At 62.5% G+C, this 12,477-nt stretch carries 12 protein-coding genes; 5 read left to right on the top strand and 7 right to left on the bottom strand.

Annotated elements, in window-relative coordinates:
• Positions 1-56 precede the first annotated feature (56 nt).
• Positions 57-545 carry an Lrp/AsnC family transcriptional regulator gene (locus IB279_RS10040; protein ID WP_034795162.1) on the top strand — a complete coding sequence of 163 codons (489 nt, stop codon included), beginning with the start codon at positions 57-59 and terminating at the stop codon, positions 543-545.
• 15 nt (positions 546-560) lie between these two features.
• Here the strand turns inward: IB279_RS10040 and IB279_RS10035 are convergent, their stop codons facing one another.
• The 3 genes from IB279_RS10035 to IB279_RS10025 form a co-directional block, all read right to left on the bottom strand.
• Positions 561-1,256, bottom strand: a complete 696-nt coding sequence (locus tag IB279_RS10035; RefSeq protein ID WP_162731912.1) for a DNA alkylation repair protein — start codon at positions 1,254-1,256, stop codon at positions 561-563.
• Positions 1,253-2,122: an NAD(P)-dependent oxidoreductase gene (locus IB279_RS10030; RefSeq protein ID WP_112770889.1), complete on the bottom strand. Its 870-nt coding sequence runs from the start codon at positions 2,120-2,122 to the stop codon at positions 1,253-1,255. The genes IB279_RS10035 and IB279_RS10030 overlap by 4 nt, the downstream gene beginning before the upstream one ends.
• A 112-nt stretch (positions 2,123-2,234) precedes the next feature.
• Positions 2,235-3,062, bottom strand: coding sequence for a class I SAM-dependent methyltransferase (locus IB279_RS10025; protein WP_112770888.1), 828 nt, complete (start codon positions 3,060-3,062; stop codon positions 2,235-2,237).
• Positions 3,063-3,266: 204 nt separating this feature from the next.
• Here IB279_RS10025 and IB279_RS10020 point away from each other — a divergent pair, with 204 nt between their 5' ends.
• On the top strand, positions 3,267-3,992 hold the full coding sequence (locus tag IB279_RS10020) for a DUF2270 domain-containing protein (protein ID WP_034795151.1): 726 nt from the start codon (positions 3,267-3,269) through the stop codon (positions 3,990-3,992).
• Between the two features lie 69 nt (positions 3,993-4,061).
• Here the strand turns inward: IB279_RS10020 and IB279_RS10015 are convergent, their stop codons facing one another.
• The 4 genes from IB279_RS10015 to IB279_RS10000 all read right to left on the bottom strand — a co-directional run bounded on the left by IB279_RS10015 (position 4,062) and on the right by IB279_RS10000 (position 7,076).
• The gene (locus tag IB279_RS10015) at positions 4,062-4,328 is read right to left on the bottom strand and encodes an usg protein (RefSeq protein ID WP_034795148.1); all 267 of its coding nucleotides are present in this window, start codon (positions 4,326-4,328) and stop codon (positions 4,062-4,064) included.
• 165 nt (positions 4,329-4,493) lie between these two features.
• Positions 4,494-5,324, bottom strand: a complete 831-nt coding sequence (locus tag IB279_RS10010; RefSeq protein WP_112770887.1) for an ABC transporter permease — start codon at positions 5,322-5,324, stop codon at positions 4,494-4,496.
• A complete protein-coding gene (locus IB279_RS10005) occupies positions 5,321-6,124 on the bottom strand; it encodes an ABC transporter permease (RefSeq protein WP_034795142.1) in 804 nt (267 codons plus the stop codon). Before IB279_RS10005 ends, IB279_RS10010 begins: the two co-directional genes overlap by 4 nt.
• A gap of 169 nt (positions 6,125-6,293) precedes the next feature.
• Positions 6,294-7,076 carry an ABC transporter substrate-binding protein gene (locus IB279_RS10000; RefSeq protein ID WP_034795139.1) on the bottom strand — a complete coding sequence of 261 codons (783 nt, stop codon included), beginning with the start codon at positions 7,074-7,076 and terminating at the stop codon, positions 6,294-6,296.
• A gap of 418 nt (positions 7,077-7,494) precedes the next feature.
• Between IB279_RS10000 and IB279_RS09995 the strand changes: the two genes are divergently transcribed.
• The 3 genes from IB279_RS09995 to IB279_RS09985 all read left to right on the top strand — a co-directional run bounded on the left by IB279_RS09995 (position 7,495) and on the right by IB279_RS09985 (position 12,477).
• Positions 7,495-9,744 (top strand): OmpA family protein, encoded by a 2,250-nt coding sequence (locus IB279_RS09995; RefSeq protein WP_192339183.1) that lies wholly within the window; start codon positions 7,495-7,497, stop codon positions 9,742-9,744.
• Positions 9,745-9,912: 168 nt separating this feature from the next.
• Positions 9,913-10,656: a polysaccharide deacetylase family protein gene (locus tag IB279_RS09990; RefSeq protein WP_060520675.1), complete on the top strand. Its 744-nt coding sequence runs from the start codon at positions 9,913-9,915 to the stop codon at positions 10,654-10,656.
• A gap of 222 nt (positions 10,657-10,878) precedes the next feature.
• Complete coding sequence (locus IB279_RS09985; protein WP_181529493.1) at positions 10,879-12,477, top strand: tetratricopeptide repeat protein; 1,599 nt, start codon at positions 10,879-10,881, stop codon at positions 12,475-12,477.

Raw genomic sequence — 12,477 nt, 5'->3', positions numbered from 1 at the left:
CTTTATCTTCATCAATTTCGCGCTATAGAGGAAAAAATAATTCGAGAGGGACTTTTATGGATCGCCTAGACCGCAAAATCCTGCGCCTGCTGCAGGAGGATTCCACGCTGGCCGTTGCCGACCTTGCCAAGAAGGTCGGGCTTTCGACTACGCCGTGCTGGCGGCGTATCCAGAAGATGGAAGAGGACGGCGTCATCCGCCGCCGCGTCGCGCTGCTCGATCCGGTGAAGATCAACACCAAGGTCACGGTCTTCGTGTCGATCCGTACGAACTCCCATTCGATGGAGTGGTTGCGCCGCTTCTCCGAGGTCGTGTCCGAATTTCCGGAAGTCGTCGAGTTCTACCGCATGAGTGGCGACGTGGACTATCTGCTGCGTGTCGTCGTGCCTGACATCGCGGCCTATGACGCCTTCTACAAGCGCATGATCGCCAAGATCGAGATCCGCGACGTTTCCTCCGTCTTCGCCATGGAGCAGATCAAGTATACGACCGAGCTGCCGCTCGACTACATGATGATCGACCAGGCGAAGTCCAGCGAGGACTGACCTCAGCTAGCAGACTCAGGCGAGGCCAAGCCTTGCCAGGATCTTGTCGTTCGACAGTTCGCGAACCGCGTCCTTGCCCGTCCAGCGGGCGGCGCGGTTCGAGCTTTCCGCCAGTCGCTTCGCAAGCGCGAGGGCCGGGCCGTGGCAGGCGGCGTTGCGCTTGCCGATCTGCCGGAGCGCCCAGTTGACCGCTTTCTTCACGAAGTTGCGCTCGTCGCCAGAATGCTGCTCGATCAACGGCAGCCAGGCGAGAAGCGCTGCGTCCGGTTCTTTCTTCAGGTGAACCGCAGCCGTCGCGATCATCGCAAAGGCGATGCGGCGGACGAACTCACGTTCGTCGGCTGAAAATTCCGGGATCAGTTCGCGCTCGAAGCGCGCGGCAATAAAAAGGTCGGCGACGGTATCGACCACTTCCCAGGAATTGCAATCTTCCGCCCAACGGCGCGCCTCGGCGAGCGTCAGTACTTTCGGGTCGGCGGTGAAGGCGGCCAGGATGCGCGCCTCGCGAATGCCGGTTTGCCAGAGCGCCAGCGCCCGGCGGTGATCGGTCTTCACCAGCCGGGTGATCTTGTGAAGCTCGACGTTGGAAAGCCCGATGGCGGCGTCGGTGACGATACCGAAACGCGCCATGCCGGCGAGATTGTCTTCAGAGCCCAGAGACCGCAGGTGAGCGATGATCTCGCCCGCGGTCGAGGACGGGCTAAGGCTCACTTTTCGAGGCGGGCGAGCAGCGAGGACGTATCCCAACGGTTGCCGCCCATTTCCTGCACATCACCGTAGAACTGGTCGACCAGCGCGGTCACCGGCAGCTTGGCGCCGTTGCGGCGGGCTTCGGCGAGCACGATGTCGAGGTCCTTGCGCATCCAGTCGACGGCGAAGCCGAAGTCGTACTTGCCGGCATTCATCGTCTTGTGACGGTTTTCCATCTGCCAGGAGCCGGCTGCCCCCTTGGAGATGACGTCGACGACCTTCTCGATGTCGAGACCCGCCTTCTTGCCGAAGTGGATGCCTTCGGCGAGCCCCTGGACGAGGCCGGCAATGCAGATCTGGTTGATCATCTTGGTGATCTGTCCGGCACCGGCCGGACCCATCAGGCCGACCATGCGGGCAAAGGCTTCGATGACCGGCTTGGCGCGATCGAAGGCGGCTTCGTCGCCGCCGCACATCACCGTCAGAACGCCGTTTTCGGCGCCTGCCTGGCCGCCGGAAACCGGGGCATCGATGAAGTGGGCATTGCGGGCCTTGGCCGCTTCGTAGAGTTCGCGGGCGACCTCAGCGGAGGCTGTGGTGTTGTCGATGAAGATGGCGTTGGCCTTCAGCTTTTCGAAGGCGCCGTCCTTGGCCGTCGTTACAGAGCGGAGGTCGTCGTCGTTGCCGACGCAGCAGAAGACGAAATCGGCGCCATCGGCGGCTTCTGCCGGGGTGCGCGCCGCGCGACCACCGAACTCGGCCGCCCACTTTTCGGCCTTGGCGAAGGTGCGGTTATAGACCGTCAGCTCGTGACCGCCGCGGACTTTGAGGTGACCGGCCATGGGGTAGCCCATGACGCCGAGACCGATGAATGCAACCTTTGCCATTTTCCGAATACTCCCATTGCTTTCGCCTTGGTGTAGCCGATGGCGCGGGTGCGGAAAAGAGAGAAGGGAGCATCGTGCGATGCTCCCTTCTCATGATGCTGTCATGGCCCGATCAGGGCTTGAAGCGCGCGACCACCAGATGTCCGGCGATCGGCTCACCTTCTTCCAGGCGCACCGTGATGTCGCCGACTTCGACGATCTCGAAGCCGGTGGCGGCGAGACGGTCGCGCAGGTAGCTCTCGGCATGGGCAAAGCGCTGGTGCGGGCCGACCATGAAATTGCGGCCGGCGAAGGTCTCTGCGGGCAGGGTTTCGCTGGAGAAGATCAGCAGGCCGCCCGGGACGAGGTTGTCGACCGCGCCGAAAAACAGCGCTTCGAGCGCGCCCATATAGGGAAGCACGTCGGTGGCGACGATCAGGTTGAAGGGCTCGTCGTCATTGTCGTCGAGAAAGTCGACCGCCTCTGCAACGTAAAGCGTCTCGTAGAGGTCTTTTTCGTGGGCGATCTCGACCATGTTTTCGGAGAGGTCGACGCCGGTGATGTCTTCGGCCATGTCGCGGAGCGCGCCGCCGGTCAGGCCCGTGCCACAGCCAAGATCCAGCACCCGGTCGAAGGGGCCGAGTTCAAGCGCCTGCAGGCGCTGGCGGACGAGGAGCGGCACGCAGTAGCCGAGCTGGTCGACGAGCACGTTGTCGAAGACTTCGGCATGCTGGTCGAAGAGCGTGGCGACATAGGCATCGGGCGCCTTCACCGGCGTTTCGCCGCGTCCCATCGAGGCCAGTCGCACGGCAGCGCCGCCGTGGTCTTCCGGATCGAGCGCCAGCACTTCGGCATAGGCTTGCGCCGCGGCATCGAACTTGCCGGACTTTTCCAGGGAGAGGGCGCGGTTATAGGCCTCGGCCAGCGCTTCCTCGTCGATTTTCGTGCTTTTCTGGGTCATGGGCGCTTCTTACGTCCGCAGCCGGTTTTTGGCAATCGCCGTCGGCGAAAGGTTTGCGGGCGTGGATCTGGCGTTTTGGCGGTCAGTGGCAGGATTTCCTTGGCCTTCCGGACGAAAAACGTCGCCATGCGGCGCCATCGGGATTTATCGGCGACAGGAAAGGAGTCATCATCGCAAGCATAAGAAAAGACGGGAGGAATGCCGATGTCCGCCGAGCTTGGGCCGCTGATCTTGAGCGCCGAAACGAAGGAGCCGAAAGGCCCGCCCTTGCCGCAGACGTCGCAGGAGCAGATCAACGCGGTGGTACACTATTATCGCGGCGAAATGGGGCGCATGGCCGGCTGGCGCGACCGCATCGACCGGACCTCCAACTGGGCAATCACCGTCGTTGCGGCGCTGCTCTCGGTCTCGCTGTCGACACCGTCGTCGCATCATGGCGTGCTGCTCTTCGCCATGCTGCTGATTACGCTCTTGCTCCTGATCGAAGCCCGGCGCTATCGCTTCTTCGACGTCTATCGCGCCCGGGTACGGCAATTGGAGCGCGGCTACTTCGCCCAGATCCTGGCGCCCGATGGCACGCCGAACCTCAATTGGGCGGCGTCGATCGCCAAGAGCCTGCGCAAGCCCGCTTTCCTGATGAGCTACCGCGAGGCGCTTTGCCGCCGGCTGCAGCGCAATTACTGCTGGATGTACCTGATCCTGCTGCTTGCCTGGGCGCTGAAGATTTCCTCGCCGAAGATCTCCACCAATGGCGAGCCCTTCGGCCACGTGCGCTCCTGGATGGACGTCGCCCAGAATGCGGCCCTCGGTCCCTTGCCCGGCTGGCCGGTGATTGTTGGTGTCATCGTGTTTTACGGGCTGGTGCTCTACGGCTCGCTGCACAAGGAGCCGCGCGAAGGCGAACTCGCGCATGGGGAGGTGCATGTCTGAGGGCGCCGGGCGTCACGCCTCGCCGATCCAGGGTTCCTGGTGACAGAGAGCGGTCGCCGTCGGCGGCTCTCAGTGCAGAATGAGCTCGCCCTTCAGTGCGCGCCATTCGGTGGCCGAGATCAGCTTGCGGTGCACGTAGCGCACCGAATGCAGCGGCCCGTCCAGTTTCTCTTCCCAGAATTTCAGGAAGCTGCGCATTTCGGGGAAGTCCGGCGCAATGTCGTAGTGCTGCCAGATATAGGTTTGCAGGAAGGCCGGATGGTCGGGCAGGTGGTAGAGGATCTGCGCCGTCGTCAGTCCGTAGCCCTTGAGCTGAAGTTCCATCTCGTTCGTCATGTGGACCTCACTTCTCGCAAAGGTTGGTCCCTATGATGAAACGCCTGATTTGTTAATCAAGGGCTAATATTTGTCCCGAAGTGAAACTTTCTCGTGAAATAACAAAAGCTTGGCAGCCTCTCTTAGGGAGTGCTGCCAAGCTTGTTCGAAACCGACGTAGAAACCCTATCGCTTCAGATGGCGGGTCAGCCGCGCTTCCAGCAGGCTCCAGATGTTGCGCAGGATCTCGACCATGATGAGGTAGAGAATGGCTGCCCAGATATACATCTGGAAGTCGAAGGTACGCGAGAAGGCATAGCGGGTTTCGCCCATGAGATCGAAGACGGTGACGATCGCGACGATCGCCGAGCCCTTGATCATCAGGATGATCTCGTTGCCGTAGGGGCGCAGCGCCACGATCATTGCCTGCGGCAGGATGATCTTCCAGAAGGCGACGCGCTGGGGAAGGCCAAGCGCGTCAGCGCCTTCGCGTTGGCCGCGCGGCACGCTCTCGATCGCGCCGCGCAGGATTTCCGCCTGGTAGGCCGCAGTGTTGAGCGTGAAAGCGAAAATGGCGCAGTTCCATGCGTCGCGGAAGAACCACCACAGGCCGACCGCTTCCAGTTGCGGGCGAAAGCTGCCGAGGCCGTAGTAGATGAGGAAGAGCTGTGCCAGCAGCGGCGTGCCGCGGAAGAAGTAGACGTATCCGTAGGCGAACCACGAGAGGACCTTGTTCTTCGACATGCGGGCAAAGGCGATCGGCAGCGACAGGATGGCGCCCATGACGATCGAAAGGCCGACCAGCATCAACGTGACGCCGAGGCCGTTGATGAAGCGCGGGCCGTATTTGGCAAACTTGTCCGGATCCCAGCCGCCGACCACGGTCAGGAAGATACTGACGCCGAGTGCCAGCCAGATGCCGAGCGCAACGCTGCCGACGAAGCGGGTGAGCGTGTAGGGCTTCGGCGGAACCGGCGGCGGCGCCTGCGGCGGGATCATCGTTGCAACGACACTCATCGGCCCATCTCCGCACGTTTGGTTCGCCGTTCAATGTAGGAGAAGACGATCGAGGAAATCATCGCGAGGATCAGGAAGAGCACACAGGCGACACCGTAGAATTCGAAGGCCTGCTTGGTCACGCGGGCGGCAATGCCGGTCTGACGCAGGATGTCGGTCAGGCCGACGACCGAGACGAGGGCGGTGTCCTTGAGCAGCGCCATCCAGAGATTGCCGAGACCGGGCAGGGCGATGCGCACGAGCTGCGGCAGGATGATGAGGCGCATGGTGCGGCCGCGATGCAAGCCAAGGGCGTCACCGGCTTCGTATTGTCCATGCGGGATGGCCTTGAAGGCCGACAGCAGCACCTCCGAGCAATAGGCGGAGAAGACGACGCCGAGTGCGATCATGCCGGCGAAGAAGGCATTGATCTCGACCGGACCGTCGTAGCCGAGCGATGCCAGCAGTTGTTGAACGAGGATCTGCAAGCCGTAATAGACGATGAAGAGCGTCAGCAGTTCGGGCAGGCCGCGGAAGATCGTCGTGTAAATGTTCGACGCGAGCCGAACCGTGCGCTCTTCGGACTGCTTGCCCAGCGCGATGAAGAAGCCGATCAACAGGCCGACGGGCAGCGTTGCGATGGCAAGGCTCGCGGTAATGACGAAGCCGTGGGCGATATCGTCGCCCCATCCGGTGTCACCGCAGGCGAGAAGCGTGCCAGGTGCGAGCCAGGTAAAGACCCCGACCGGGCCGCAGAATGGATCGACGATCGATCCGATCCAGGAGAGGATGGAATAGAAGCCGGCAAACAACCCGCTCATGTCAGAGATTTCCCCTTTTGCGCTGTTTTTATGCGTATCGATCGCGCTTTGTTTTAGGCACTTGTCAAACAAAAACGGCGGAAGGGCAAGCCATCCGCCGTTGCAATTTTCGCATCAACCGACGTTTTTCCGGCATGATTCACTAGGAAATCGCACCGGAAACCGTCAATCAGCTGCCATAAACGTCGAATGGGAAGTACTTTTCGTTGATTTCCTTGTACTTGCCGTTGGCGCGGATCGCCTCGATCGCCTTGTTGAACTTCTCGCGCAGCGCATCGTCGCCCTTGCGGACCGCGATACCGGCGCCGTCGCCGTTGATGACAGGGTCGATCGGCAAGGTGCCGAGCAGCTTGCAGCAGGCGCCGTCAGCGGTCTTCAGCCATTCCGAGAGCACGACGACGTCGTCGATGACCGCATCGATACGGCCGTTGGCGATGTCGAGCTTGTACTCATCAGCCGTCGGATAGAGCTTGATTTCGGCACCCTTCATATGCGCTTCGGCATAGTTGGAATGGGTGGTCGAGCCTTGCGCGCCGAGCGCCTTGCCCTGAAGGGCGGCTGCGGTTGCCTCGGTGATCGGCGAATCCTTCGGCACGACGATTGCCGGCGGGGTGTTGTAGTACTTGTTGGTGAAGTCGACCTTTTCCTTGCGCTCGGCGGTGATCGACATGGACGCGATGATGGCGTCGAACTTCTTGGCGATGAGCGCCGGAATGATGCCGTCCCAGTCCTGCGTCACGAAAGTGCACTCGGCCTTCATTTCCACGCACAGCGCCTTGGCGATGTCGATGTCGAAGCCCGTCAGCGTGCCGTCCGCTTCCAGGTTGTTGAAGGGCGGGTAGGCGCCTTCCGTGCCGATCACGACCTTTTCGCCGTCGGCCATGGCCGAGCCTGCCATGAGCACGAAAACGGCAGCCGATGCGGCGGCTGCCAGCCGCTTGGAAATACGCATGATAGTCCTCTCTGTTGGTCGACATCCGGCATTGTTGTTTTTCGCGGATGCCAATTTCAGCCGGGGCGTCTGCCGCCGGTTGTGGCGATATTCGTACTCTTTTCCACTAAAAATCAACAGGAAAGCGAAGGCGCTCAACGGGAATCAAGTTTCGACCGATGATTGTGGTTTTCCGCGCGGGAGAAACATGAACGGGGCGTTCAGCGGCGGTTAATCTTGCCTCCGCTAGCCCTTGTCAAGGAACCGGTTCGCCGTTTGGGCGTTGCATTGGACCGCGCGTCTCGCGGCCAACACAAAAAAGCCGAAACCTTGGGTCAAGGCCCCGTAAGTATTCGTGTTCGCATTCTCTTCTTCAGCGTGTCACAGGTTGACGAGAGGATGCGGGCCAGGACCTCCCAGGAAGAGGAAGGAAGACAAAATGTCGATTCGATCCAAGCTGTTCGCGACCGTCGCGCTGCCGGTGCTGTCGGTGTCCGTGGCGGTTCCGCCCGCGGTGGGCGACAGCCTGATGAAGCCATTCGAGGTTGCACAGGAGGGCGGTGGCCAATCCGACGAGGAACTGCTGCTGCAGAAGCAGCGCCAGGCGGAAGAAGAAGCCGCGCGCCAGGCTGCCGAACAGCAGCGCGCCGCTGAAGAAGAAGCCGCACGCCAAGCCGCCGAGCAGCAGCGTGCTGCTGAGGAAGAGGCTGCCCGTCAGGCCGCCGAGCAGCAGCGTGCCGCTGAAGAAGAGGCAGCGCGCCAGGCCGCCGAGCAGCAGAAGGCCGCTGAGGAAGAAGCTGCGCGCCAGGCTGCCGAACAGCAGAAGGCTGCTGAAGAAGAAGCCGCACGTCAGGCTGCCGAACAGCAGAAGGCTGCCGAAGAAGAAGCGGCACGTCAGGCTGCCGAGCAGCAGAAGGCTGCTGAGGAAGAGGCTGCCCGCAAGGCTGCTGAAGAGCAGAAGGCTGCTGAAGAGCAGAAGGCCGCTGAGGAACAGAAGGCTGCCGACGAGCAGAAGGCCGCCGAAGAGCAGAAGGCCGCTGACGAGCAGAAGACCGCTGACGAACAGAAGGCTGCTGAAGAGCAGAAGGCTGCTGAAGAGCAGAAGGCTGCTGAAGAGCAGAAGGCTGCCGAAGAGCAGAAGGCTGCCGAAAAGCCGAAGGCTGGTGGCGAAACCGCTCCCGCCGTCGAGCCGCAGCCGCAGACTGGCGAGGGCCAGCCTGTGCCTGGCGCGGAACAATCGCAGACCGGCGAAGGCCAGCCGGTGCCTGGTGCAGAACAGCCGCAGACGGGCGAGGGACAGCCGGTCCCGGGTACCGAGCAGCCGCAGACCGGCGAAGGTCAGCCCGTGCCCGGCACGGAGCAGCCGGTAACGGCCGAGCAGCCACAGGTGCAGCAGCCGGCTCCGGAAGTGGTCGACACCCGCACGGAAGAAGAGAAGGTGAAGATCGCCGATGATCCGGCCGCGACCGACGAAACCGTCGTGCTGCCGGTCGAAAACGGTGCTGCCGTGCTCGACAGCGACAAGGACGCCGACAATGCCGGCGGCAACCAGGCGCGCGAAGAGCGCCAGAAGCTGCGTGAAGAACTGCGCGCCAAGGAAGAGGACGCCCCGCCGCCGGCCGACGATGCCGCAGCGCAGGCTGCGATCGCTGCCGAGATGCCGGCCGACCTACCGCAGAAGATCGAAGCGAACCTCAACGAAAAGGGTACGCGCGTCGATGAGGCTCCGGTCTTCGTGGTTCCGGAGACGACCAACATCGTCAACAACACTGTTATCAACAACACGGTGATCAACAACAACACGACGGTCAACAACATCACCAACAACATCACTGAGGTAAAGATCGTCGAGCAGGTCGACAACCGGGTGATCCTCGGTGTCGGCGACCAGATCTTCGTGCGTGGCGACGACCGTCCGCGCCTGCGTTACGATGCGGAAGAGACTTACTACGATCAGCTTCCGCGCGGTCGCACCCGCGAAACCATCGTGCGTCCGGGCGGCTACCGGATCGTCACCGTCTACAACCGTTACGGCGACATCCTGCAGCGCTCGCGTGTCGACCGCGACGGCAACGAATACCTGATGATCTATGCGCCCGAGCGTGACGAGGGTCCGCGTCCGGCGATCATCGACGTCGGCTACGAACTGCCGCCGATGCGCCTGCGCATTCCGGTTCGTGACTACATCGCCGACGTTTCCGACGATCCGGATCGCGACTACTACGAGTTCCTGGCAGAGCCGCCGGTCGAGCGTGTCGAGCGCGTCTACACCATGGACGAAGTCCGCCACTCCGCCCGCCTGCGCGACAAGGTGCGCCGCGTCGACCTCGACACGATCACCTTCCCGACGGGCAGCGCCGAAGTGTCGATGTCGCAGGCCAAGACCATGCGCAAGGTCGCAGCCGCGATGGAGAAGATCCTCGCCAAGGACCCGGGTGAAACCTTCTTCATCGAAGGCCACACCGATGCCGTTGGCTCGGACCGCTCAAACCTGGTGCTCTCCGACAAGCGCGCCGAATCGGTTGCCTCGCTGCTGACCGAGGTCTACGGCATTCCGCCGGAAAACCTGGCGACCCAGGGCTATGGCGAGCGGTTCCTGAAGGTTCGCACCCAGGACGCCGAACAGCAGAACCGTCGCGTCACCATTCGCCGTGTGACCCCGCTGGTTCGCCCGGTCGCACAGCGCTAACAGGGCTTCGCGCAGCGCTAACAAGGCGCGCCCAGCGCCAAAATGATTGGCGCTGGGCTGATCAAGCTTCGGGCAGGACTGCCCGGATAAGACCAGGAAACCCGCCTCGCAAAAGGCGGGTTTCCGTCGTTTGACATTCCTTCCCAGATTTTTCTTCCTCGGATTGCCATGAAAGCCTTTTCCCTCGCGCTTGTTGCCGCCACCACGCTCGCCCATTCGGCCATCGCCGCGCCCGGGCTCGTCGAGCCGGATCTGCGTCTGCCCGCCAATCCCGAGGGAAAGGGCGGAGCGCCGCGGGTGGCGCTGACGCTTGACGCCTGCAGCGGCGCCACCGACATGCGCATCCTCGGCACACTGATCGAAAACCGCATCCCCGCGACGATCTTCGTCACCGCGCGCTGGCTGAAGCGCAACGGCCTCGTCGTCGAGGTGATGAAGGCGCATCCGGATCTATTCGAGATCGAGGATCACGGCGCCATGCACGTGCCGCCGATCGACGTGAAGATTTCCGTCTATGGCATCGCGGCAGCCGGCTCCGAGGCGGCAGTCGCCGCCGAAGTCGGTGGCGGTGCTGTCGCAATCAAGGCGCATGGCCTGCCGGCGCCGAAGTGGTTTCGCGGCGCGACGGCCAAATACACCCATTCGTCGATGAGCCAGATCCGCGCCATGGGCTACCGCATCGCCGGCTACTCGGTGAACGGCGACGGTGGCTCGCTGCTGGGTGCGGCGATGGCGGAGAAGCGCATTCGCGCCGCCAAGGACGGTGACGTCATCATCGCCCATATCAACCAACCGACCCATTCCGCCGGCGCCGGCGTTGCCCGCGGCATCCTCGACCTCAAGGCGAAGGGCTACAGCTTCGTGCGACTGAACGACATTCCGGACGAAATGACCGTCGGCGCGACGAACTGACCGCCAGCAACGGCTGATTCTGGAAAATATCCGCACGCCGAGGCCGTTGGCGTAAGCCGCAAGTGTGGGCCGTGAATGCGGCGCGCCCTCCGCGGCAGTTCATGTCTCGTCGGCCACGAGGCCGCTGCTCGACGCAAAGTAGCGGCCCGTCGAAATCCGTTTTCCGTTGCCGGTTCCTCCCCCTAGGCTTCTCTCCCTATGCGATTGGTTCTGGAGGGGTGGATGAAACGTGTCGTCTTCGGGCTCGTTATCGCACTGCTCGTGGAGGCTTCCTTGCCTACGCGTGCCTATGGCGCAGGCACGGCTCTGCCACCATTCGAGCAGGTGCTGGAGCGCGCCGAGGCCGGTGACGTTGAGGCCGAGGTCGATCTCGGCATGCGCTACCAGACCGGCGAAGGTGTTGCCCACGATGTCATGAAAGCCATCGGCTGGTACGGGAGGGCTGCAGCGAAGGGCAACGCGAAAGCCCAGTTCCTGCTCGGCTCGATCTACTTCAACGGTGCCGAAGGTGTGAAGCAGAACTATGTCGAGGCGCTTCGCTGGTTTCGGCTTTCAGCCGATCAGAAGACGCCGGCCGCCCAGTACAATATCGGCGTTCACTACGAACAGGGATTGGGTGTCGCCAAGGATGACGCGCAGGCCGTTGCCTACTACCGGCTGGCAGCGGAGCAGGGCTATGCCGCGGCCCAATACAATTTCGGCTACATGCTTCAGGAGGGGCGCGGAACGACGCGCGATCCGGCCACGGCCTTCGAATGGTATCGGAAGGCTGCGGACCAGGGGCTGGTTGCGGCCATGCACAATCTTGCCGTCGCCTACTTGCAGGGCAACGGCACGCTGAGGAATGACGCGGAGGCCTACCGCTGGGAGTCGCGCGCCGCGATCGGCGGGGAACCCCGCGCCCAGTACAATCTCGGCGTTATGTATGAGAGAGGCACCGGTGTCGAACGCAGCGTTCCTGAGGCGCTCAACTGGTATGTGCGAGCAGCCGAGCAGGGAAACATCGAAGGGCAGGTGAATGCCGGCAGGCTCTATTTCAACAGCGAGGCCGGGCGGGTCGATACCAAGGAGGGCGATCGCTGGCTGCGGCTTGCTGCGAATGCCGGAAACGGGCAGGCACAGAATCTCCTCTGCACGATCTACGCGCGCGCCTTCGGCGTCGGGCGTGACGATCGGGAGGCGGTGAAGTGGTGCCACATGGCGGCGGACCGGGGCATGGTCTCGGCGCAGGTGGATCTGGCAATCTTCTACATGCTGGGTCGCGGGGTCGCGAAGGACGAGGCTCAGGCATTCGAGTTGTTCCTGAAGGCGGCAGAACAGGGAAACCCGCAAGCGCAGATGAATGTCGGCGCCATGTACCTGACGGGTGCCGGCGTCGATGAAAACTACGCCGAGGCGCACCGCTGGTTCCTGATGCTTGCCGATCGCGGAGATCCCAAAGGGCAATTCAACCTGGCGGTCATGTATGCGAATGGCCAAGGTATCGAGAAGAACGCGAAGGAGGCGGCGCGGCTCTACAAGCTTTCGGCTGACCAGGGTTATGCCTTGGCGCAGTTCAATCTCGCCATCGCCTATCTCAATGGCATAGGCGTGGAGATTGACGCTCCGGCTGCCGTCAGGTGGTTCCGCAAGGCGGCGGAGCAAGGAAATGCCGACGCCCAATTCTTTCTCGGTATCGCCTATGCGAGAGGCGATGGGGTGGAGCAGGATCTTTCAGCGGCGGCCGAGTGGTATGCCAAGGCGGCCGCGCAAGGGATGCAGAAGGCGCAGGAGTTGCTGGCGAAGCTGCCTGAAGAGTATCGCCGTGCCTCACAGCGTTGA

It is taken from the genome of Ensifer sp. ENS06 (genome assembly GCF_014852205.1).
GTDB lineage: Bacteria > Pseudomonadota > Alphaproteobacteria > Rhizobiales > Rhizobiaceae > Ensifer > Ensifer adhaerens.
Note: the sequence above shows the minus strand (reverse complement) of the source record. Positions and strands in the feature narration are given on the sequence as shown.

Excerpts from the sequence above, each read along its gene's own strand:
- IB279_RS09985 (WP_181529493.1), top strand. The coding sequence starts at position 10,879 with ATGAAACGTGTCGTCTTCGGGCTCGTTATCGCACTGCTCGTGGAGGCT.
- IB279_RS10020 (WP_034795151.1), top strand. The coding sequence starts at position 3,267 with ATGTCCGCCGAGCTTGGGCCGCTGATCTTGAGCGCCGAAACGAAGGAG.
- IB279_RS10040 (WP_034795162.1), top strand. The coding sequence starts at position 57 with ATGGATCGCCTAGACCGCAAAATCCTGCGCCTGCTGCAGGAGGATTCC.
- IB279_RS10030 (WP_112770889.1), bottom strand. The coding sequence starts at position 2,122 with ATGGCAAAGGTTGCATTCATCGGTCTCGGCGTCATGGGCTACCCCATG.
- IB279_RS09990 (WP_060520675.1), top strand. The coding sequence starts at position 9,913 with ATGAAAGCCTTTTCCCTCGCGCTTGTTGCCGCCACCACGCTCGCCCAT.
- IB279_RS10025 (WP_112770888.1), bottom strand. The coding sequence starts at position 3,062 with ATGACCCAGAAAAGCACGAAAATCGACGAGGAAGCGCTGGCCGAGGCC.
- IB279_RS10000 (WP_034795139.1), bottom strand. The coding sequence starts at position 7,076 with ATGCGTATTTCCAAGCGGCTGGCAGCCGCCGCATCGGCTGCCGTTTTC.
- IB279_RS10015 (WP_034795148.1), bottom strand. The coding sequence starts at position 4,328 with ATGACGAACGAGATGGAACTTCAGCTCAAGGGCTACGGACTGACGACG.
- IB279_RS10010 (WP_112770887.1), bottom strand. The coding sequence starts at position 5,324 with ATGAGTGTCGTTGCAACGATGATCCCGCCGCAGGCGCCGCCGCCGGTT.
- IB279_RS09995 (WP_192339183.1), top strand. The coding sequence starts at position 7,495 with ATGTCGATTCGATCCAAGCTGTTCGCGACCGTCGCGCTGCCGGTGCTG.
- IB279_RS10005 (WP_034795142.1), bottom strand. The coding sequence starts at position 6,124 with ATGAGCGGGTTGTTTGCCGGCTTCTATTCCATCCTCTCCTGGATCGGA.